Annotated in this window: 22 protein-coding genes; 13 read left to right on the top strand and 9 right to left on the bottom strand. The window is 36.3% G+C overall.

Annotated elements, in window-relative coordinates:
* Window positions 1–3 precede the first annotated feature (3 nt).
* The gene (locus BCF58_RS12285; protein WP_121462889.1) at window positions 4–684 is read right to left on the bottom strand and encodes a response regulator transcription factor; all 681 of its coding nucleotides are present in this window, start codon (window positions 682–684) and stop codon (window positions 4–6) included.
* Window positions 685–701: 17 nt separating this feature from the next.
* Window positions 702–1,949 (bottom strand): sensor histidine kinase, encoded by a 1,248-nt coding sequence (locus tag BCF58_RS12280; RefSeq protein ID WP_121462129.1) that lies wholly within the window; start codon window positions 1,947–1,949, stop codon window positions 702–704.
* A gap of 162 nt (window positions 1,950–2,111) precedes the next feature.
* On the opposite strand from BCF58_RS12280, the gene BCF58_RS12275 reads away from it, so the two are divergent.
* The 4 genes from BCF58_RS12275 to BCF58_RS12260 all read left to right on the top strand — a co-directional run bounded on the left by BCF58_RS12275 (window position 2,112) and on the right by BCF58_RS12260 (window position 6,450).
* Window positions 2,112–2,522, top strand: a complete 411-nt coding sequence (locus BCF58_RS12275; RefSeq protein WP_121462128.1) for a DUF1573 domain-containing protein — start codon at window positions 2,112–2,114, stop codon at window positions 2,520–2,522.
* A 176-nt stretch (window positions 2,523–2,698) separates the two neighbouring features.
* A complete protein-coding gene (locus BCF58_RS12270; RefSeq protein WP_121462127.1) occupies window positions 2,699–3,580 on the top strand; it encodes an SDR family oxidoreductase in 882 nt (293 codons plus the stop codon).
* An 84-nt stretch (window positions 3,581–3,664) separates the two neighbouring features.
* Complete coding sequence (locus BCF58_RS12265; protein ID WP_121462126.1) at window positions 3,665–4,492, top strand: endonuclease/exonuclease/phosphatase family protein; 828 nt, start codon at window positions 3,665–3,667, stop codon at window positions 4,490–4,492.
* Between the two features lie 95 nt (window positions 4,493–4,587).
* Entirely contained in the window at window positions 4,588–6,450 is a 1,863-nt protein-coding gene (locus BCF58_RS12260; RefSeq protein ID WP_121462125.1) for a M1 family metallopeptidase, read from the top strand.
* A gap of 65 nt (window positions 6,451–6,515) precedes the next feature.
* Here BCF58_RS12260 and BCF58_RS12255 read toward each other — a convergent pair whose 3' ends face one another.
* The 7 genes from BCF58_RS12255 to clpB all read right to left on the bottom strand — a co-directional run bounded on the left by BCF58_RS12255 (window position 6,516) and on the right by clpB (window position 14,529).
* Window positions 6,516–7,520, bottom strand: a complete 1,005-nt coding sequence (locus BCF58_RS12255) for a zinc metalloprotease (protein ID WP_121462124.1) — start codon at window positions 7,518–7,520, stop codon at window positions 6,516–6,518.
* A gap of 359 nt (window positions 7,521–7,879) precedes the next feature.
* Window positions 7,880–8,521: a response regulator transcription factor gene (locus tag BCF58_RS12250; RefSeq protein ID WP_121462123.1), complete on the bottom strand. Its 642-nt coding sequence runs from the start codon at window positions 8,519–8,521 to the stop codon at window positions 7,880–7,882.
* Window positions 8,518–9,303 (bottom strand): sensor histidine kinase, encoded by a 786-nt coding sequence (locus BCF58_RS12245; RefSeq protein ID WP_121462122.1) that lies wholly within the window; start codon window positions 9,301–9,303, stop codon window positions 8,518–8,520. Before BCF58_RS12245 ends, BCF58_RS12250 begins: the two co-directional genes overlap by 4 nt.
* Entirely contained in the window at window positions 9,282–9,962 is a 681-nt protein-coding gene (locus BCF58_RS12240) for a hypothetical protein (protein WP_121462121.1), read from the bottom strand. Before BCF58_RS12240 ends, BCF58_RS12245 begins: the two co-directional genes overlap by 22 nt.
* A 15-nt stretch (window positions 9,963–9,977) precedes the next feature.
* Window positions 9,978–10,538, bottom strand: a complete 561-nt coding sequence (locus BCF58_RS12235; RefSeq protein WP_121462120.1) for a hypothetical protein — start codon at window positions 10,536–10,538, stop codon at window positions 9,978–9,980.
* Between the two features lie 166 nt (window positions 10,539–10,704).
* On the bottom strand, window positions 10,705–11,706 hold the full coding sequence (locus BCF58_RS12230) for a zinc metalloprotease (protein WP_121462119.1): 1,002 nt from the start codon (window positions 11,704–11,706) through the stop codon (window positions 10,705–10,707).
* A gap of 228 nt (window positions 11,707–11,934) precedes the next feature.
* Window positions 11,935–14,529, bottom strand: a complete 2,595-nt coding sequence (clpB, locus tag BCF58_RS12225; protein ID WP_121462118.1) for an ATP-dependent chaperone ClpB — start codon at window positions 14,527–14,529, stop codon at window positions 11,935–11,937.
* Window positions 14,530–14,882: 353 nt separating this feature from the next.
* Between clpB and BCF58_RS12220 the strand changes: the two genes are divergently transcribed.
* The 9 genes from BCF58_RS12220 to BCF58_RS12180 all read left to right on the top strand — a co-directional run bounded on the left by BCF58_RS12220 (window position 14,883) and on the right by BCF58_RS12180 (window position 22,795).
* Window positions 14,883–15,452, top strand: coding sequence for a TetR/AcrR family transcriptional regulator (locus BCF58_RS12220; protein ID WP_121462117.1), 570 nt, complete (start codon window positions 14,883–14,885; stop codon window positions 15,450–15,452).
* A 79-nt stretch (window positions 15,453–15,531) separates the two neighbouring features.
* Entirely contained in the window at window positions 15,532–16,848 is a 1,317-nt protein-coding gene (locus BCF58_RS12215; protein WP_121462116.1) for a phenylacetate--CoA ligase family protein, read from the top strand.
* Complete coding sequence (locus BCF58_RS12210) at window positions 16,848–17,933, top strand: 2Fe-2S iron-sulfur cluster-binding protein (RefSeq protein ID WP_121462115.1); 1,086 nt, start codon at window positions 16,848–16,850, stop codon at window positions 17,931–17,933. Before BCF58_RS12215 ends, BCF58_RS12210 begins: the two co-directional genes overlap by 1 nt.
* A gap of 82 nt (window positions 17,934–18,015) precedes the next feature.
* A complete protein-coding gene (gene paaA / locus BCF58_RS12205; RefSeq protein ID WP_121462114.1) occupies window positions 18,016–18,954 on the top strand; it encodes a 1,2-phenylacetyl-CoA epoxidase subunit PaaA in 939 nt (312 codons plus the stop codon).
* Window positions 18,955–19,071: 117 nt separating this feature from the next.
* Window positions 19,072–19,353, top strand: coding sequence for a 1,2-phenylacetyl-CoA epoxidase subunit PaaB (gene paaB / locus BCF58_RS12200; RefSeq protein WP_121462113.1), 282 nt, complete (start codon window positions 19,072–19,074; stop codon window positions 19,351–19,353).
* Window position 19,354: 1 nt separating this feature from the next.
* Window positions 19,355–20,104 carry a 1,2-phenylacetyl-CoA epoxidase subunit PaaC gene (gene paaC / locus BCF58_RS12195; protein WP_121462112.1) on the top strand — a complete coding sequence of 250 codons (750 nt, stop codon included), beginning with the start codon at window positions 19,355–19,357 and terminating at the stop codon, window positions 20,102–20,104.
* Window positions 20,105–20,223: 119 nt separating this feature from the next.
* Window positions 20,224–20,688: a 1,2-phenylacetyl-CoA epoxidase subunit PaaD gene (gene paaD / locus BCF58_RS12190; RefSeq protein ID WP_185144843.1), complete on the top strand. Its 465-nt coding sequence runs from the start codon at window positions 20,224–20,226 to the stop codon at window positions 20,686–20,688.
* A 90-nt stretch (window positions 20,689–20,778) separates the two neighbouring features.
* Entirely contained in the window at window positions 20,779–21,579 is an 801-nt protein-coding gene (locus BCF58_RS12185) for an enoyl-CoA hydratase/isomerase family protein (RefSeq protein ID WP_121462111.1), read from the top strand.
* An 82-nt stretch (window positions 21,580–21,661) separates the two neighbouring features.
* Window positions 21,662–22,795: a 3-hydroxyacyl-CoA dehydrogenase NAD-binding domain-containing protein gene (locus BCF58_RS12180; RefSeq protein ID WP_121462110.1), complete on the top strand. Its 1,134-nt coding sequence runs from the start codon at window positions 21,662–21,664 to the stop codon at window positions 22,793–22,795.
* Window positions 22,796–22,941: the final 146 nt, after the last annotated feature.

Raw genomic sequence — 22,941 nt, 5'->3', positions numbered from 1 at the left:
TATTTATTTCTCTGAAAACCGGAAACCTATTCCGTGCAGATTTTCAATGAATATATTCTGCTCTTCTGCAAATACTTTTCGCAGCCTTGAAATAAATACATCCAGGCTTCGTCCCATAAAATAATCATCATCGCCCCAAATAGCTTTCAGGATATCCTGTCTTTTCAGAACCGTGTTTTTATTACGGATAAAATATAAAAGTAAGTCAGATTCTCTCTGAGTGAGGGTAATGGTATTTTGGGCGTCCTGTAATGTATAATTTTTTGGATCAAAGTCATATTTTCCGACTTTGTATTTTAAGGGGTGGCTATTTGTTTTCTTTGAGCGTTTCAGGAAAACTTCAATTTTAAGGATGAGTTCTTCTATGCTGAATGGTTTTACCAGATAATCATCTGCGCCAATTTTCAATCCTTTAATCCTGTCTTCTTTCAATGCTTTTGCAGAAATGAAGATAATGGGGATTTCGGAGTTTTTTTCACGGATATATTGTGCCAGTTCAAAACCGTTGAGTTCAGGCATCATGATGTCCAGAAGGCAAATGTCAAAATCCTCATTATTGAATGCTTCAAGTGCGGATTTTCCATCAGAATAGCAGGAAATTTCGTAATAGCTTTCCAGGCTGTCCTGAATGAGGAATGCTATCGTACTGTCATCTTCTGCATATAGAATTTTAGATTTTTCCATGGCTTGAATACTATTCATTAAAATGGTATAAATAAGGTGATGGTAATTCCTTTATCGGGATTATTTTCAACTGAAATTTTCCAGTTATGTTGCTGTATGATCTTTTTTACATAAAATAATCCTAGTCCAAAACCATTTACCTCATCACTCTTTTTTGTGTTGACCCGGTAAAATTTATCAAAAATATGAGGAATGTTTTTAGCCGGAATCCCCATTCCGTTATCTTTAAATTTTAAATATAAGCCTTTTGAATCTTTAAATGAAGAAATTAGAATCTTAGGTTTTGTTTCACAATACTTGATAGAATTATCCAAAATATTGTAAATGATATTAGTAAAGTGAAACTCATCAGCAATAATTGAGACGGAACTATCAATTTCTATATCTATGGAAAGGTTTTCATTCTTTTGCTTGATGGTATCAACAATTTCCTGAATAAAAGGCAGTAAAACGATTTTCTGGGGTTTTAATGAAAGTCCGGAAGCATCATTTCTTGCAATATTCAGTATTTTTTCTATATGATGATTAAGCTTATAGCTTTGATCGGTGATAATGGATGTGTAGGTTTGCAGTTTGGGATTTTCTTTGATGAGTTCCTGCTTTCTAAGCGCTTCAGAAGCCAAAAGTATAGAAGAAAGAGGTGTTTTAAACTCATGTGTCATATTATTGATGAAATCTCTTTGCAGTTCCGAGAATTTTTTTTGCTGAATAATGGTGTAAATGGAATATACATATACCAGCAGGATAATAATAAGGGCAAATGTGAGCAAATACCAAAAGCGGAGTGAGCTTATCAGATAAGTTGTTTTATCCGGAAAACGTATGGAAAAATAATAAACCAGGTTTTTATGCTTGGGGAATTTAATCATCTTATCATTAGGATTCTCCTGATGACTTGAAATGTATTTCCCATAGATCATCTGATCACTGTGGCAATTGTACAACGCATATACATAATCTGTATTGATCTGAAAACGGTTGAATTCTGTTTTCAGATAATGCTCGAGAACTGCAGGATGAAATTCATTATTAATATTAACCACGTAATAATCATTGGAAATATTCTGAACAGGGCTTTCAATGAAAGACGTTTTTCCGCCGGACAATTTTTCCACTACTTCCAGTAAAGCGATATTTACCGTTTGGTTAAATTTTTTATCCTCAAGATTATACGCCTGCCGGGTCCATAGAAGCTGGGCTATTAAAATCCCGATAATAGCTACAAACCCGAGCGTTATAATAATATTGAGTTTCTTAATTTCCATCTTACAAAAAGCAATATTATCCAAAAATATCTATTTATCTTTTATCATTAACAACTCGTTAACAAATGTTTGAGAGCGGTTAACACGTTGAATTGAGAATCCCCTTTACATTTGCTATGTCAAAATGTAATGAACGTTTAACTATTATTAAAAATTTATATCATGAAAAAATTAAAAATTACAGCTCTTTTAGCAGTCTTAGCATTCTCTCCGTTTTATGCAAATGTATTTCCTGTGGATAGTGCTCCTGTTGTAAAATTACTTGCGGATGCCATCAAATGGAAATCAGAATCAATTGATGTGGGAAATATTCCTCAGGGAAAAGCTAAATTAATAAGATTTGAATTTACCAATACAAGCTCTAAGCCTGTTGTTATAGAAAATGTAGCACCATCATGCGGATGTACAACGGCAGATTATACAAAAACACCAATCCTTCCGGGGAAAAAAGGATTTGTAGAAGCGAGCTATAATGCAGCGAATCCGGGTGCATTTATGAAAACCGTTAACGTTACCACAAGTGACAGCAAGACCCCGAAAACACTTTCTTTTAAAGGAGTAGTGGTTTCGTAATTAATATTTTAAAGCCAATTAGAACAGTCTGATTATGATGATCAGGCTGTTTTTTTATTTATGAAGGATGATATCCTTATTTAATTATGAAGAATAACTATTTATTACATTATTTATGAGTGTATTTTAAAACTTTACATTTTAATATTTACTATTTTTAGGAAAAATTAAAATATATGAATCTATATACACAACCCATGCTGCGTGAAGATGCACTGAAAGATAAAGTAGCTATTGTAACAGGAGGAGGGAGTGGCCTTGGAAAAGCCATGACCAAATATTTTCTTCAACTGGGCGCTAAAGTGGTTATCACTTCCAGAAATCTTGAAAAATTACAGGTTACCGCAAAAGAATTAGAAGAGGAAACGGGAGGGAAAGTGCTTTGTGTAGCTTGTGATGTAAGAAACTGGGATGAGGTGGAAGCTATGAAAGACGCTACCTTAAAAGAATTCGGAAAGATTGATATTCTTTTGAATAATGCAGCAGGAAACTTTATTTCCCCAACTGAAAGGTTAACGCATTCCGCGTTTGATTCTATCCTGGATATTGTTTTAAAAGGAACGAAGAATTGTACACTTTCCGTAGGAAAACACTGGATTTCATCCAAAACGCCGGGAACGGTTTTAAATATTGTTACTACATACTCATGGACGGGCTCTGCTTATGTGGTTCCATCCGCATGTGCAAAAGCGGGAGTCTTGGCAATGACCAGGTCTTTGGCGGTTGAATGGGCAAAATATGGAATACGTTTCAACGCGATTGCTCCGGGACCTTTCCCTACAAAAGGAGCTTGGGACAGGCTTCTTCCGGGAGATTTGCAGGAAAAATTCGATATGAGGAAAAAAGTTCCGTTGAGGAGAGTAGGAGAGCACCAGGAACTGGCCAACTTAGCGGCTTATCTGGTGTCCGATTATTCAGCTTATATGAACGGAGAGGTGGTAACTATTGATGGCGGAGAATGGCTTCAGGGAGCTGGAGAATTTAATATGCTTGAAGATATCCCTCAGGAAATGTGGGATGCGCTGGAAGCTATGATTAAGGCTAAAAAATCAAATTAAAATAATTTAACATAATAACTACAACATAAAAGCTTCTCTCTATGGGAGAAGTTTTTATTTTTGTCTTTAATTAAAATATAGGTTATGAATTTCAGATTTTCATTAGTGCTCCTGATGGTTTTTGCATTGGGCTTTTCACAGGATCTTAAAGTAATGAGTTTCAATATCAGACTTCAGATAGAATCGGATAAAGAAAATGCGTGGACGGAAAGAAAGCCGGAAGTTTTAGATCTGCTTAGCTATTATCATCCGGATTATTTTGGAGTCCAGGAGGCACTCCCGGAACAGATGAAAGAGATCAAGGCCGGACTGAAAAACTATGATTACGTAGGAGTTGGGAGAGATGACGGTAAAGAAAAAGGTGAATTTTCCGCTCTATTTTATGATACGAAGAGACTTCAGGTATTGAAGTCCGGGACATTCTGGCTTTCCGAAACCCCTGAGAAGCCTTCGAAAGGTTGGGATGCTGCTTTAAACAGAATTTGTACGTACGCAATTTTTAAAGATAAAAAATCTAAAAAAGAGTTTCTTGCGATGAACCTTCATTTTGACCATATCGGAAATGTTGCCAGAGAAAAATCTTCAGAATTAATCCTGAAAAAAATTAAAGAATTGAATTCCAAAAATCTACCGGTGGTTGTAAGCGGGGATTTTAATCTGACAGAAGATACTGTTCCAATTAAAACGCTATCCCAAAATTTGGAAGACAGCTTTTACCACTCGAAAACCAAACATTACGGTCCTGTAGGGACTTTTACTGCATTTAACGTAAATGAAGTTCCAAAAGACAGGATTGATTATATTTTCGTAAAAGGGTTTGCCATCAAGTCTCACAGGCACATTAATGACCGCAGGGAAAATTTGCTCTATCCTTCAGATCATTTCCCTGTATTGGTGGATTTGCAGTTTTAAGAAAAATAAAATGTTTACTGTAAAAAGGCAATAATTTTATTGCCTTTTTTTGTTGCTTTTTTATTAGATTCGTTATCATTTAAAAAACTGTTACAATGAGAAGGTTGGTTTTGGGTTTACTATTACTGGCATCGTGTCAATTTTCCACACAGGAATTGTATATACCAAGAAATATTAAAAAAGCATACGAGAACGGAACCCGTGATATTTCCGGAGCCCCGGGAAAACACTATTGGCAGAATAAGGGAATTTATACTGTTGAGGTAAAAGTGGATGCCAATACTAAAATGGTATCAGGAAAAGAAACCATTACTTACAGCAATAACAGTCCCGGTGATTTGAATGAACTTGCCATAAGATTCGTGAATAATTTACATAAGCCACAATCACCAAGGTCGGGCTTTGTATCTAAAGATTTTCTGTCATCTGGATTACATATTAAATCTTTGATTATAGGAGGGCAAAAATATGGTGTTAATAACGACGATTGGGGAACTGTAGAAAAAATAAAATTAAATAGTGCGATAAAATCGAAATCGAAGGCTGAGATTAAAATAGAATGGGAATATCCTTTATCTGTTCAAAGTGGAAGAGAGGGGCAAATTGATCCTGAAACTTTCTATGTGGCCTACTCTTTCCCGAGAGTTTCCGTATATGATGACTATAATGGCTGGGACATGCTTCCACACTCAGACAGACAGGAATTTTATAATGATTTCAATGACTATAATTTTACCATTATTGCTCCAAGAAATTATGTGGTTTGGGCAACGGGTGATTTTCTGAACCCTGATGCCGTACTTCAACCTGAATATCTAAAAAGATACAAAGCTTCTTTAAAAAGCGATAAGGTAATTCATATTGCTAATGAACAGGAAATGAAATCCGGAAAAGTAACCAAACAGAATAAATGGAATGTGTGGAGATTTAAAGCCAGTCACCTCACTGATTTTTGTTTTGCATTAAGCAACCATTATGTCTGGGATGCCGCAAGTGTTCAACTGAAAACAAAACGAGCAAGTGTTCAGGCAGGGTATAAAGCCGGGGCAAAAGATTTTGAGCATTATGTTGACTGGATGCGCTATAACCTGGATTGGTTTTCGAAAAACTGGCCCGGTGTTGAATATCCTTATAATGTAATGACCGCCATTCAGGGATATGCAGATATGGAATATCCCATGATGATCAACGATACCAGTATTCCTGATGATTTTCAGGATGCAAGGTTAACGGCTGATCATGAAATTGCCCATACTTATTTCCCTTTTTATATGGGAATTAATGAAACGCGTTATGCTTTTATGGATGAAGGTTGGGCTACGACGTTAGAATATTTAATCGGGATCGATGAAAACGGAGAAGATGCTGCCAAAAAATTCTATCAGAATTTCAGGGTGAAAAGATGGATCAATGATCCTTCTGCCGAGCAGGATCAGCCTATTATTACCATGAGTACACAGGTGAGTGGAGCAGGATACGGGAATAATTCTTATGTAAAGGCATCATTGTCTTATTTAGCTTTGAAAGATTACCTGGGCGATGACTTATTCAAAAAAGCATTACATCATTATATGAATAATTGGAACGGGAAACATCCTGTCCCATGGGATTATTTCTATTCAATGAATACCGGCTCCGGGAAGAATCTGAATTGGTTCTGGAATAATTGGTTCTATACAAATAATTATATAGATTTAAAAATTAAAACGGTTTCTCAGGAAAATGAACTGCTTACCGTAAACATTGATAATGCAGGTGGGTTTGCCATTCCTTTTGATGCTATTATTACTTATGGTGACGGAGCTGTTGAAAAATTACATTTTTCACCGGCATTATGGGAAAAAGATCAAAAACAATCGAGTTTAGCTATTCCTGTCAAAAAGAAAGTAAAATCTGTTGGTTTGGATGGTGGGATTTTTATGGATTACACACCTGGTGATAATTTGAAAACATTTTAAACGTACCCGTACAAAAGAAGCCGGGATTTATCCCGGCTTCTTTTTATATATGAATATTATCAATATTAAAGTACTCTTAATCCTGCTCTTGCTCCTGAAGAAGCTACCACAGACTGCATTCTTGTTTTTTGTCCTCCGGAGAACATGAACATTGCCGCATCATCTACGTAGTCCATATAATTCATGAACATTACAGATCTCTGAACCCCGCTACAAGTGTTATACAATGGATAAGTCGGCTTTCCGTAATTTGCCGTAGTTTGTGTAGGAGTATCTGTAACCTGGTCGTTTCCACAAGTTGCATCCCCCCAGATATGTCTAAGATTTAAATAGTGTCCTACTTCGTGAGTTGCTGTTCTTCCTAAGTTGAAAGGAGAAGAAGCTCCTGTTTTTCCAAAGAATGGAGCAGCAATTACAACACCGTCATTCCATAATCCTGAAGATTCAGGGAAGGTAGCATATCCAAGGATTGTTCTTCCCTGGCTTGTCATTTTACCTACTACCCATAAGTTAAGATAATTGGTAGGATTAGTAGCATCAATTCCACCTTTGGTAGCCTTTTTCATGTCATCATTGGTAGACCAGCTGCTTTTTGTAGTCGATTTTCTTACTGTGTTTACTAATCTGAATTTAATTTTAGTATCTCCGGCAGCTACTGTCTGGAATTCTGACGGAATTTTATTAATATCACTGTTAGTTGCAGTAAAGTCAGCATTTAATACATCAATCTGTTCAGCAATTCTTGCATCAGAAACATTTTCAGTCGAAGTTCTGTATAATACGTTTACTACAACAGGAATTTCAACAGTTCCGTCCGCCAAAACTTTTCCAAGCTTAATCTCATTAGCAAATTTTTCCGTGTTGGCTTCAAGGTTAGCGAATTTTTGTCTTAATTCGGCACTATTCTTTAAAGCTTCTTTACGGATATCTTCAGAAGCGCATCCTCTTGCAGCTATATCGCCTGAAGTAGCTTCCTGATTTGCCGGATTTTCACTTGGGTTGGTAACGTTGTCGCTATTACAAGCAGACATGAAGCCTAACATTAGAGCTCCAAATAATAATTTTTTCATAGACTGTTATTTTGTAAAAATTTTCAGATTGTGAATTTATATTATTTGGAATTACTATGCAATATGTTTTATGACTTTTTTTATTAATTTATCATTGATCTTTTAAAAATATTATGCATTGTTTAATTTATTTTATAAATATTTGTGTTTTGTATAATAATATTCTGTGTAATGGAATTGTTTTATTATTTTATATATTTTGATGTTGTTGGATGATTTGTTAATTTTTCCAAATTTAACTTCACTTTTATTTGAATTATTTGTAATGTTATTTTCGGTTTCTAATCTAATCGATAGAATATAAAAAAGCCCGGATTATCCGGACTTTTTATGTTGATTTATTTGAAGTTATAAAAAAATTAGCTTGCGAATCCGTTTTTAATAGCAAAAACAGCCAGGCCTACTCGTGTTTTTAAATCCAGTTTTTCACAAAGCTGATCCCTGTAGCTTTCAACAGTTCTCGGACTGCAGCACATTTTGTCTGCAATTTCCTTATAGCTAAGCTCTGTTACGGTGTATTTTAAAAACTCTTTTTCGCGGTCAGAAATTCTTACGGCATTTTCACTTTCTTTGTCGTTGTTAAGGTTGGAAAATATAATTTTCGAAGCCCATTCAGGATAAAAGAAGCCATCCAGGTTGAGTTTGGTAAGTGCGTTTTCCAATTCTTTAGGATGTGTATTTTTTAATAGATAACCTTTTGCTCCGTTTTTGATCATCTTAATGACGCTTTTGTCATCACCTTGCATGCTTAGTGCCATTACCTTAATGTTAGGGTAGTGTTCTTTAAGCCAGAGAACGGTTTCGAAACCATCCATAATCGGCATGCTTATATCTAAAAGAATAATATCCGGAATTTTACTGTTGTTTTCAAATTTCTGAATAAGGTCTTTTCCGTTCTCACAGACATAAATGACTTCAAAATCTTTAAAATTATCAATAATACCCTCTAAAGCCTTTGCTATGAGTACATGGTCGTCAACAATGACTATTGTTTTTTTCATGGCTGTCTTTTTAAAATGATATTGAGTGTGGTTCCCATATTTTTCTGACTATCCAGACTGAAATTGGCTCCGATGATTTCAGCCCTGTTCTTCATATTGGTCAGGCCGATCCCGTTGGATGTGATTTTAGATCTGTCGAATCCTACTCCGTCATCATGTATCTTTAATTCCCAAAGAGATTCTTCAGAGGTGTTCAAATTGATGGAGATATTCTTACAGCGGGCATGTTTCATACTGTTCTGAATAAACTCCTGGGTAATTCTGAGAAGTACGTTCTTGTGAACAAATCCCAGATCCAACTGCTGAAAGTTATGCTCAAAGCTTACTTTGCATCTTTTAAAAGCGTTGGTTTTATCTACTTCTTCCTGAATTAAAGTTACGATTTCCTTTTGGTTTATATTGTCATCCGTTAAAGTTTTTGAAAGGCTTCTTAAATCATGAAGCGATTGATTGATGATCTGGGAAACTTGTTCAATGGTCTCGCTGACCTGTGGAACTTTGTTCTCATGCAATAATTGCTGGGTATACAGGCTTACGAGAGTTAATTTTTGGCCGATATTGTCGTGAAGCTCACGTCCGATCTGCTGCATGGTAGCTTGCTGAATTTCCAGCTGTGTAGCGAGAAGCTCTCTTTGGTGGGCTTCGTTTTTCAGTTGAATTTCATTCAGATATTCTCTTTTCCGCTGTTTATATTTTCTGATATATACAATGACGGCAGCCACAAACAACACAAAAAATATGTTGAACAGGATAACTGTTATTAAGAGTTCTGTTTTCCCCATATGAATGAAATTGAGAAAAGGATATACATGAGAATAAGGGAGATCTGATAGTAGCTGTAATAGATATCCCAGATTTCACGATTCTCTTTATACAAAAGTAAATAAAATGTAAAAAAAGGAAGCGTGCCGATGTAAAACAGGGTAACTCCCAAATTGATATAAAACATTTTATTCTTTTGAAAACTGATAATATCTTCGGAATTAATTTGTTTGTAATATTCCATGATCACCATGATCATCAGGAGAAGGCATCCGAAAGTATAATTAAATGAAGATACTATCTTACTTTCTTTAAAATAAAGCTCGTTGGGAATAAATGAGAGCACATATAATAATGAAAAGACCCAAAACAATCGATTGTTTTTCAGTGATTTTGCTCCATACAGCCAATAAAAAAATATAAACTGAAGCGGGATTACAAAATAATTATAATAGATGGCTTTTTTAAGTTTTTCAATAACCGGATCTGAAAATGTAATCCAGTTTACTCCCCATTTTCCTAAAATTTCACATAAAAATATAATGACTAAATAAAATGCAAAATACTTCCAGAATTGTCCTTTTACACTTCCGTAGTATAGTAGGGCTATGATTGCGGCAACGCCTTCAAAAAAAAGACCGCTATTGCTTAAGAAGAGTTGAAAATTACTTAGGTCCATTAATTTTTATATAGATTAATACATTTGTACAACTGTTGATGAAGGTGGAATAAGTTGTCCGTGGTTTTGTGCTAAAGTATCGTCGTCAGATAGCGGAGTATCATCAGATTCTAAAGTTAACGTCAAAGCAGTATTTATTTTTTGATAGGTGTTTGAACTTAAAGGATTAAAATCATAATCTAAAAATTCTCCTTCTTCGTTAGCTTTTTTCAAAGTAGGAACTAATACTAAGGTATGTTTTCCTGCATAATCCTGTCCAATAGGCTGATTTTCCATCTGATCCCAGTTTTCTGCTGAAGGATAAGCGGCATAATAAAATCGGATTCCAAGATCATTCTCTGAAACATCAGGATTTACTTTTTGAGTTTCAGATTCAATATCAGCAATAAATTTCTTTAATGTTGCCAGATTAAACCATATAGAATGTGCGTCATTCATATTAAGGCTGGTGTTGATTGCGGCAAGCTGGGAATTACGATAGTTATCTACCAGGGTTTGAATAAGTGTTGCTGGTATTGTGCTAAGGCTAATGATTGGATCTAATGTTCCACTTTCTAAGGTTAGTTTTGTTTTCATAATGTTAGCTTTTATAATAATGTTTCTTATCGCAAAGTTCGTGAAAATTTTACGTAATACGACATGTGCTTTTTCCTGTTTATTATCCGTGATTTTACGGATTGACAGACGGCAATAAAAAAGTCCCCGGTTATCGGGGACAATTTATTACTTATATTTTAGGGAGTTATAAAATTCTTAAACCTGCTCTAGGTCCTGAAGCAGAAACTGTAGCCTGCATTCTGTCGTTTTGTTTTTGTGTGAACATGAATAGAGTGGTTTCATCGGAATAATCCATATAATTCATGAACATTACAGAACGGGATACACCACCGCAAGATTCATATTTAGGATAAGTAGGAACTCCTCTGTGTAGAGTAATCTGTTGAGGAGTATCATCCACAAAATCGTTTCCACAATTCGCATCACCCCAGATGTGTCTTAGGTTTAGGTAGTGCCCTACTTCGTGTACGGTAACTCTTCCTTTGTTGTGGGTAGCAATAGGACCTCCTTCTCCTACATATTCATCCATCATTACTACACCGTCATTCCAAAGTCCTGAAGATTCAGGGAAAGTAGCGTATCCTAAAACATATCCTGATTGGTAAGGCATGTAGTCAACAACCCAGATATTTAAATATTTGGTTGGATCGGTAGCATCAACACCACCCGTAGAAGCCTTTTTCATTTTGTCATCCGGAGCCCATCTTGATTTCGTTGTTGATTTTCTGTTGATCTGTACCAGCCTGAATTTTATTTTTGTATCACCGGCATTTACAGGTTGGAACTCTGTTGGGATGCTTGAAACATCGGCATGAGTAGATGCGAATGCCTTATTAAGGACATCAATCTGAGAATTAACTCTCGCATCCGAAACATTGTTGGTGGAGTTAGTGTAAAGAACATTAAAAATGACAGGAATTTCAACACTTCCGTCAGCTAAAACTCTGCCTAGTTTTTTCTGTTCAATAAAATCAGCGGTTCTGCTTTCTAACTGAAGCATACGCTGCATTGCCGCAGGATCTTCAGATAAGAGCTTTTGTCTTACAATGTCTGATCCGCAAAAAGCACCTTTGTTTGCGGTTGCATCAGATTGTTCAGCAATAGAATTTTGGGGAGAATTTGTTTCGTTTTCATTATTACATGAAATAACAAGAGCCAGTAAAGCTCCAAAGAACAATTTTTTCATAAAACGTAATTTTGGTTTGAGGTGCTAATATATAAAAATAATGTTTTGTTGTATATTTTTTTAACATTTAACGTTTTTTATTATGTTAAATGCATTGATTTTGCTTTTTTAATGATTTTATGTAATTTTTTATTTTATAGAAATAAATTAATCATTTTAAAAAAATAAGTGTCTCAGATTTTGTCTGAGGCACTTACTTACAAAAATAATATATATGAAAAAAATTACTTATTTTTCAGCAGGTCTGAAGACCAAACCTGTTTCTTCGAAATAATCTAAAGTGATTCTGTCTCCATCATTTACATTTCCTGCAAGAATCTCTCTCGATAATTTATTTAAAACCTCCTGTTGGATTACTCTCTTTAAAGGCCTTGCTCCGAAGGCTGGGTCATACCCTCTATTCATCAGGTAATCCACAGCATCCTGGGTTGCTGTCATGATAATGTTTCGTTTTGCCAGCATATCATTGAAGCCTCTCAACTGATACTGAACAATTTTCCCGATTTCTTTTTTTCTCAGAGGCTGGAACAATACCACTTCATCAATCCTGTTTAAAAACTCCGGACGTAAAGTTTGTTTCAATAAATCGAAAACTTCATCTTTTGTTTTATCTACAATTTCATCCTGATTTTCATCGGTAATATTCTCAAAATTCTCCTGGATAAGATGTGAGCCTAAATTTGACGTCATGATGATAATTGAGTTTTTGAAATTCACAACCCTGCCTTTATTGTCAGTTAAACGGCCGTCATCCAAAACCTGTAATAAGGTATTGAAGACATCAGGATGAGCTTTTTCGATTTCATCCAATAATACTACAGAATAAGGTCTTCTCCTTACAGCTTCCGTTAATTGCCCTCCTTCATCATAGCCTACATACCCCGGAGGAGCTCCCACTAATCTCGAAACCGAATGACGCTCCTGATATTCACTCATATCAATTCTCGTCATATTGTTTTCATCATCAAATAAAAACTCTGCTAAAGCTTTTGCCAGCTCGGTTTTACCAACTCCGGTTGTTCCCAGGAAAAGGAATGACCCGATAGGTTTTTTCTCATCACTCAAACCGGCTCTGTTTCTTCTGATTGCATCTGCAACGGCTTGTATCGCTTCGTCTTGTCCCACAACTCTGTGGTGAAGCTCCTGTTCAAGATGTAATAATTTTTCTCTTTCCGACTGTAAAAGCTTGGTAACAGGAATTCCAGTCCATTTGGCAATAACTTCTGAAATATTTTCAGCAGTCACTTCTTCCTTGATCAGCTCATTCTGATGGTTTTGCATTTCAAGCTCTACCTTCTTAAGCTCTTCTTCTTTTTCACGAAGCTTTCCATATTGAATCTCCGCAACTTTAGCATAATCTCCTGCTCGTGAAGCCCTTTCTGCTTCCAGTTTCAAAGATTCGATTTCTTTTTTAATCTGGGTTAAATCCTCAGATTTCTGTTTTTCTTTCAGCCATTTGGCATTGATTTCATTTCTCTGTTCAGAAATCTTTGCAATGTCTTCTTTCAGATGATCGATCTTCGTTTGATTGCCTTCTCTTGAAATGGCAGCCAGCTCAATTTCCAGCTGCATCAGTTTTCTGTCTAAAACATCCAGCTCTTCAGGCTTTGAATTGATCTCCATTCTCAGCTTAGCGGAAGCTTCATCAATAAGGTCGATCGCTTTATCCGGTAAAAACCTGTCTGAAATATATCTTTGAGACATTTCTACCGCAGCAATGATCGCTTCATCTTTAATCCTTACTTTATGGTGAGCCTCATATTTATCTTTGATCCCACGGAGAATAGAAATTGCAGATTCTGTATCCGGCTCTTCCACTATTACTTTCTGAAAACGTCTTTCCAACGCTTTATCTTTTTCAAAATACTTTTGATATTCATTCAGTGTCGTAGCTCCGATTGCTCTTAATTCTCCTCTTGCCAAAGCGGGTTTCAAAATGTTGGCTGCATCCATGGCGCCTTCACCACCTCCTGCTCCGACAAGAGTGTGGATTTCATCGATGAAAAGAATGATCTGTCCGTCAGATTTTATAACTTCATTCACCACGGATTTCAAGCGTTCTTCAAACTCTCCTTTATATTTGGCACCGGCGATCAAAGCTCCCATGTCTAATGAATATAACGTCTTATCCATTAAGTTTTCAGGAACGTCACCACTGATGATTCTGTGGGCAATTCCTTCTGCAATAGCAGTTTTACCTACACCGGGTTCTCCAATAAGGATAGGATTGTTTTTTGTTCTTCTCGAAAGAATCTGCAAAACCCTCCTGATCTCTTCATCTCTTCCGATAACGGGATCAAGCTTTCCTTCTGCTGCTAATTCATTGAAATTTTTAGCATATTTATTTAAGGATTGATAAGTCTCTTCCGAACTTGCAGAAGTAGCTTTGCTTCCTTTTCTTAATTCTTTAATTCCTCCTTCCAGAAGACTTTTGGTTACCCCCATATCTTTCAGCATCTTGGAAACTTCTGAGTTCGTATCAAGAAGAGACAGCCATAAATGTTCAATCGTAACATATTCATCGCCCATTTTTTTGGCAATATTAGGAGCATCCAGCAAAACTTTGTTCGCGGATTGTGAAAGATAAATGTTTCCTCCCTGTACTTTCGGAAGCTTTTCTAAATTTTCACGGTTGCGCTCTCTTACCAGGTTAGCGTCTGCTTCAGACTTTTTCAATAAGAAAGGCGAAATATTTTCATCTACCTGAAAGATCCCTTCAAGTATATGTTGAGGTTCAATACTTTGATTGCCGAACTCCATGGCAACCTGTTGTGCTGCCTGGATGGCTTCCTGTGATTTTACGGTATATTGATTTAAGTTCATATTATAATAATGTTGATGAGTTCACTGTTTAATTTTCTAAAAACATTAAGAAACTAAATTTTCAGGCTTAGTCTCTTAACGCCTATCAATTATTATCATTTAATCGAGTAGCTTATCACAAAAACTGTTCAATTATTAAATTTACAAAAATATAGGACAAAATTTCCGAATATTGTATTTTTAACGTAAAATTAACTTGACAAAATTTCCGATTCTTTAAAAAGTACTGGGAAATTTCGGAATAACAGTCATAAATAAAAATCAACACGGGAAAAGTCTAGGTTTTCTTTTCTACCTTTTGCCCTTAAAAAAACAACAATTTGAATTAGAATAGTTATTTTTGCAGGTATCAAATGGAGCTGAAAGAAAAACAAAAGAAAATACTTGAGGTAGCAATTGAACTTTTCAAAGAGAAAGGTTATGTAGGAAGTTCTGTAAGAGATCTAGCTACAAAACTGAATATTAAAGCTGCTTCCTTATATGCGCACATCCGTTCTAAAGAAGAGATTCTGGAATGGATCTGTTTTGGTATTGCACAGGATTTCTTTATTGAGCTTCAGACAGTAAAAAATACAGAAATCCACCCAAAAGAAAAGCTGAATTTGTTTATTGATAAACATTTATCTGTTGTTCTTAAAAACCCGGATGTTACGCATATTTACTCCAATGAATGGAAGCATCTGGAAGAAAGGCTTCCTGAATTTGTTGAGCTAAGAAAAAAATATCAATTGGAAGTAGAACAATTGATCTCGGAAATCTATCAGTCTCAGAATTGGGAGCTGAAATCACCGGTTTTTACTACCCGGTTTATTCTTCATACACTGAACAACTCTTATTTCTGGTTCAAAAGAAATAGTGAATCCTTTGAAATCACTGAGGAAATCAGGGATAAAATTCTTTTTGGGCTCATAGGAAAATCATAAAACCTGATGAATATCATAAAAATTTTGCAGAGAAAGAAATTCTTTTTAAATTTACACCTAACAAATGTTAGTTAGTTTTATGGATTTTTCAATTGAATATTTAAAGCTCGACCAGTTGAGACAGCTTCAGTCTGAGAGATTGGCAAAGTTGGTCGGATATCTTGAGGAGAGATCAGGGTTTTATAGAGGGAAGTTGAATGAATTGGGAATATCATCTCAGGATATAAGGACAATTGAAGATATCACAAAACTTCCTATCACGTATAAACAGGATTTAAGAGATCATTATCCGTTCGGGTTGTTTACCGTTCCGAAAAACGAACTGCAAAGAATTCATTGTTCGAGTGGTACCACCGGAAAGCCTACAGTTGTTGGATATACCAAAGAAGATGTAGACCTTTTCAGTGAAGTAGTGGCGAGATCATTAAATGCAGCAGGGGCAAAACCGGGAATGCAGTTGCACAATGCTTACGGATACGGAATTTTTACGGGTGGTCTTGGTTTGCATTATGGAGCTGAAAAATTAGGAATGAGCGTTCTTCCGATTTCAGGAGGAATGACGGCGAGGCAAGTAGATTTAATTTTAGATTTCAAACCTGAGGTGATCTGCTGTTCTCCGTCTTATGCTTTGACCATTGCGGATGAATTTGCTAAAAAAGGAATTACGGCGGAGGAAGTCAGTTTGCAATATGCTGTTTTAGGTTCAGAACCCTGGACAGAAATTATAAGGGGGCATATTGAAGAAAAACTGGGAGTTCATGCCACCAATATCTACGGATTAAGTGAAATTATCGGTCCGGGAGTTTCCATGGAAGATTTTGAGGAGAAAGGCGGAGCTTATATCTGGGAAGATCACTTTTATCCGGAAATTTTAGATCCGGTAACTAAACAGCCGGTTCCTTTCGGGGAGGAAGGTGTGCTGGTGATTACTACTTTAACGAAAAAAGCAATGCCGCTTTTGCGCTACTGGACGAATGATATTACAAGTCTTTACTATGATCAGAATGCCAAAAGAACAATGGTGAAAATGAAACCTATTGTTGGAAGGGCCGATGATATGCTGATCGTAAGAGGAGTTAATGTATATCCAAGCCAGATTGAAGATGCATTTTCCTATGTGGAAGGAGTAGTTCCGAATTATTATTTAACACCGGTTGAAAAAGAACAGATGTGTGTAGCATTGGATGTTGATGTGGAAATTAATGATGAACTGGTAAAAGCCCGACAACTTGAGATAAATACCGACGATTATCTTAATTTTGTAGGAAGCTTTGGAAAAAATATAGAAAACGAAATAAAAAAAAGAGTAGGGATCACTACGAAAGTAAGAGTTCATGCTCAGGACAGCCTGCCTAAGTGCGAAGGTGGAAAAATTAACAGAATACTCAAAAAATAATGAATTCATTTTATAAGCTAAAAACTGTAAAGGTTCAGAAAGATACCAACGACGCAGTAAATGTAGCGGTAGAAATCCCTGAAGAACTGAAGGATAAATTCAGGTTCAAGCAGGGGCAGTATCTTAATTTCAAATTAATGATCGATGGGATTGAAGAACGCCGTTCTTATTCTATCTGCAATGCACCAAGTGAAAAAAGCAATACACTGGAAGTATTGGTAAAGCTTTTGGAAGGCGGAAAAGTTTCGGGGTATTTCAATGAACATCTTCACATGGATGAGGTTCTTGAAGTAATGCCCCCAATGGGAAGTTTCAACACGACTTACCATCCAACCAACACGAAAACTTATGTAGGTTTAGCTGCGGGAAGCGGTATCAGTCCGATCCTTTCCAATATTAAAGAAAGCCTTTATCAGGAACCTAACAGTAACGCTTATTTGTTTTACAGCAACAGAAGCATGAATCATGTAATGAAGAAGGCTGAAATCGACAGATTAGTGGAACATTTTAACGGAAGATTAAAAGTAATCTATCTGGTAAGCCGTGAAAAACATGAAGATCCTGTATTTGAAGGCAGAATCTCGGCTGAAAAATTAGAACAGTTATTTGAAAAGTATCCTGAAATCAATGTTCCGGAATCCACCTATTTTATCTGTGGACCTGCGGAAATGATCAAAGGCATCGCAGATTATTTAAAGAAAGACAAAAAAGTACCTGCGATCCAGGTTTTATATGAATACTTCACTGCTCCGGATGAAGAAAATTCTGAGGAAATGAGTGAAGAATTCAAGGCAATTGCCAATATTGAAAGTATGGTGACGGTGATCATTGATGATGATGAATACTCGTTCCACTTGAATTCTAAAAAAGAAAGTATCTTAGATAAAGCATTGAAAGACAATCTTCCTGTTCCTTTTGCATGTAAAGGAGGAGTTTGTTGTACGTGTAAGGCGGAAGTTTTAGAAGGAGAAGTTTTCATGGAGAAAAACTTTGCGCTTACCGAAGAAGAAGTAGCCAGAGGTTACGTTCTGACGTGTCAATGTCACCCGACAACGAATGTGGTGATGCTTAATTATGATGTTTAATACAATGAGATAATTTGAAAATGTGCTGATTTGAAAATTAATTAACACATCCTCAAATTCTCAAATTCTCAAATTTTAAAAGATGGACTTAGAAAAATTTGTTCAATACGTTCACGAAGAAAATAAGGTAGAACCAAAAGATATTATGCCTGATGATTACAGGAAGCTATTGGTTCGCCAGATTTCACAGCACGCGCATTCCGAAATCGTAGGAATGTTGCCGGAAGCCAACTGGATTTCCAGAGCACCTTCTTTAAGAAGAAAAATGGCTCTTTTAGCTAAAGTTCAGGATGAAGCAGGACACGGATTATACCTTTATGCAGCTACTGAAACCTTAGGAAACGGAACCATCAGAGCAGACAGAGATGCTACTTACGATGATATGCTTTCAGGAAAAGCAAAATATTCAAGTATTTTCAATTATCCTACATTAAGCTGGGCGGATATAGGGGCGATCGGCTGGCTGGTAGATGGAGCTGCTATTATGAACCAGGTAATGCTGATGGGGAATTCTTATGGTCCTTATTCAAGAGCGATGGTAAGAATCTGTAAAGAAGAATCTTTCCACCAAAGACAAGGGTATGAGATTTTAATGGCACTTTGCCGTGGTACAAAACAGCAGAAAGAAATGGCTCAGGCGGCATTAAACCGTTTCTGGTGGCCGGCTTTGATGATGTTTGGTCCCAATGATGACAGTTCGCCAAACTCTAAAATTTCCATGAATTACAGAGTGAAAAGAGAAAGTAACGATAGTCTTCGTCAGAGATTCATTGATGTTACTGTTCCTCAGGCTGAATTCTTAGGGTTAACCATTCCGGATAAAGACCTGAAGTGGAACGAAGAAAGAGGACATTACGATTTCGGGGAACTTCCTTGGGATGAATTTATGGAAATCTTAAAAGGAAACGGGCCTTGCAACAAGAAAAGATTACAGACAAAAGTAAAAGCGCAGCAGGAAAACCTTTGGGTGAAAGAGGCGGCTGCTGCTTTTGCTAACAAACAACAAAAAGAAGTAATATAATAATGTAACAATATACCAATGTAAAAATGTAACAATCCTAATGTTATTCTGTGCAAAGCAAAGAATCTCAAATTGATAGACTGTTAGATTGATACATTGTTAAATTAAAATTTGACTATGGCAAATTTAGATATGTGGGAAGTGTTTATTCAGACTAAACCGGGATTATCTCACAAACACGCCGGAACAGTTCAGGCACCAACAGCGGAAATGGCATTACAGAATGCAAGAGACGTGTATACCAGAAGAAAAGAAGGAACCTGCGTTTGGGTAGTTCCAAGTAAATATATTGTGAGCTCGGAAGGAATGGAACAGGATGCGTTTTTCGATCCTGCGGATGATAAATTATATCGGCACCCTACTTTCTATGAGATTCCTAATGATGTAAAAAACATGTAATATGAGCGCATTATTCAATTATTTATTAAAGCTTGCCGATGATAGCTTCATCATGGGGCAAAGACTGTCTGAATGGTGTGGTGAAGGCCCTTATTTAGAGGAAGATATTGCATTGACCAATATCGCTTTGGACGAACTCGGGCAGGCCAATAATTTTTATGTGTATGCCTCAAGGGTTGCCGATAATGGTAAAAGTGAAGATGATTTGGCTTTCTTAAGATACGAACATGAATATGTGAATGCACATTGGGTAGAATTGCCTAATGAAGATTATGCGCAAACGATTCTTAAAGTATATGTTCTTGCAGTATATCAGAAGTTGATGTATGAAGCCTTATCAAACTCTGCGGACGAAGAACTATCTGCAATTGCTCAAAAATCTTTGAAAGAAGTGAAATATCATTATACCCATGCCTCTTCCTGGATGAAGATTTTCGCACAGGGAACGGAAGAAAGCCGTGGACGTTTGGTAAAAGCCATTGATAATATCTGGGAATATACAAAAGGTCTATTCGCGAAAGTGGAAGGAGAAGATGATCTGATCGCTTTAAATATAGCTCCAAATGTTGATGAATTATATCAGCAGTTTGTTGCCATCACAGAAAAAGACTTTCAGGATTTCGGATTGGAATATCTGAAGGATCACTTCATGCAGCCAAAATCAAGAACGGGGTATCATACAGAATACTTCGGATATATTCTTTGTGAGCTTCAGTATATGCAGAGAGCTTATCCGGGATGCACGTGGTAAAAATTCTAAATGTAACGATGTATCAGTTTAACAGCGTAACAATCACACTGTCATGCTGAGCTTGTCGAAGCAACTTATTGGTACATTGATACATTGTTAAATTGTTAGACTTAAAAATATTGAAAGATCCTTTAGAAATATTAGAATTAGTTCCTGATCCGGAAATTCCGGTAATCAACATCGTGGAATTAGGCATTGTAAGAGACGCAAAAGTTACCGGCGAGAATTCTTGTGAAGTAACGATTACGCCAACTTATTCAGCCTGTCCTGCTATGTTTACTATTGAAGAGGACATCATAAAGATCATGAAAGAGAATGGTTGGGATGCGAAAGTGGTAACCAAAATGTTCCCGATCTGGACAACAGACTGGTTAACGGATGAAGCGAGAGAAAAACTCCGTGTATATGGAATTACCCCTCCTGAAAAGGGAGCAGACGAACATCATATAGGAAAACCTAAAAAATGTCCCCGTTGCGGTTCCATGCACACCAAACAGATCAGCAGATTCGGGTCTACATTATGCAAGGCTTCGTATCAATGTTTAGACTGTCTGGAACCCTTTGACTATTTTAAATGTCATTAAAATGAAGTATTGCCACATGATTTAATATTGGTAAATTAGAGGAGTCTAATCTTTTAATTCCTTAATCATTTAATTTTTAAATTCTAAACTATGTATACACAACTCGATATTGAAACGCATTTTGACGGAAAACTCAAAATTGCCTACCTGAATCAACCGCAAACCATGAATGCGCTTACAAAGCCGTCTTTATCGGATCTAAAAGATTTTATCAAAGACTGCAATGAAGACCCAACAGTAAGATGCGTGGCAATTTCAGGAAGAGGAAGGGCATTCTGTTCCGGACAAAACTTAGATGACGCTTTCGTTCAAGGTAACGAACATCATGATAAATATATCGTTCGCAAGATCGTTGAAGATTACTACAACCCGCTAGTGACCGAAATTGCCCATTCTAAAAAACCTGTTGTGGCTTTAGTTAATGGCCCTGCAGTAGGAGCAGGTGCAATGTTAGCATTGATCTGCGATTTTGCTTTAGCCAATGATAAAGCTTATTTTTCTCAGGCATTTTCAAATATTGGATTGATTCCGGATACGGGAGGAACGTATTTCTTACCAAAACTTTTAGGAAGACAGTTAGCGACTTATCTTGCATTCACCGGTAAAAAATTATCTGCTGAAGAATCCAAATCTTATGGATTGGTAGCAGAAGTTTTCAGTGAAGAAGAATTCATGCCTAAATCCATGGAGATCTTAGAGAAATTATCAAATATGCCTACAGCTGCTTTTAAGCTGACTAAAAAAGCCTTCGCTCACTCATATGATAATACCCTGAGCCAGCAACTGGAACTGGAAGCAGATTTACAACAGGAAGCTTCTGAAACAGAGGATTTTATAGAAGGTGTAAATGCCTTTTTGCAAAAAAGAAAACCTAATTATAAAGGAAAATAAAAGATTTGTACAATGTAGAAAGTAAAATGTACATCATACACTTAAAATACTTTTTACATTGTACATTTTACATTGTACAAACATGAATAATATTGGAATTATTGGTGCAGGAACTATGGGCATTGGAATTGCTCAGGTGGCTGCAACGGCAGGATGTAAAGTAGTTGTATACGATGCACAGGCACCACAAATTGATAAAGCGCTTTCAGGATTAGAGAAAACCCTTCAGAAACTGGTTGAAAAAGCTAAAATTTCCCGGGAAAAAGCCACAGAGATCAGGAATAATATCAGCAAGGCTGAAAATCTTCAAGGTTTAAAAGATTCAGATCTCGTTATTGAAGCGATCATTGAAAACAAAGAAATTAAAACCAAAGTCTTCACAGAGCTTGAAAACTATGTTTCAGAAGACTGTATCATAGGCTCCAATACATCATCTATTTCCATCACTTCTTTAGGGGCGGAATTAAAGAAACCGGAGCGTTTCATTGGGATTCATTTCTTTAATCCCGCTCCGTTAATGCCTTTAGTAGAGGTTATTCCATCTTTATTAACAGAACAATCACTGGCGGAAAAAATGTACAACCTCATGAAAGATTGGGGTAAAATGCCTGTGATAGCAAAAGATATTCCCGGATTTATCGTCAACAGAATTGCCCGTCCTTATTATGGGGAAGGATTAAGAATTGTTGAAGAAAATATTGCCACACCGGAACAAGTTGACGAAGCTATGAGAACGCTTGGAAACTTCAAAATGGGACCATTCGAATTGATGGACTTAATTGGAGTGGATGTGAATTTCGCAGTAACTACAACCGTTTATAAAGATTATTTCTACGATCCGAAATACAAACCATCTTTATTACAGCAACGTATGTCGGAAGCTAAGCTTCATGGAAGAAAAACAGGTAAAGGTTTCTACGATTATAATGAAGGAGCAGAAAACGCTGTGGCTCAAAAAGACGATGCATTATACCAACAGATATTTTTAAGAATTATCTCAATGCTCATCAATGAAGCTGTTGAAGCAAAAAGATTAGGCGTTGCGAATGACGAAGATATCGAATTGGCAATGCAGAAAGGAGTAAACTATCCGAAAGGTTTATTGAACTGGGGAAAAGAAATCGGATATTCAACAATTTCCGAAACCCTTCAAAACCTTTACGAAGAATATCAGGAAGAAAGATACAGACAAAGTCCTTTGTTAAAAAAAATGTAAATGAATTTCGATAAAAAAAGAATAATTAAATGTTTGCTGGTCGCTGTTTTTATGACATTGATGCTTATGCTGATAAAAATACCAGATTTTAAAAATCCCAAAAGAGAGTTTTTTGAGAATCTAGATTGGAAACGTTATATATTATA

It is taken from the genome of Chryseobacterium defluvii (assembly GCF_003634775.1).
GTDB classification, from domain to species: domain Bacteria; phylum Bacteroidota; class Bacteroidia; order Flavobacteriales; family Weeksellaceae; genus Chryseobacterium; species Chryseobacterium defluvii.
Note: the sequence above shows the minus strand (reverse complement) of the source record. Positions and strands in the feature narration are given on the sequence as shown.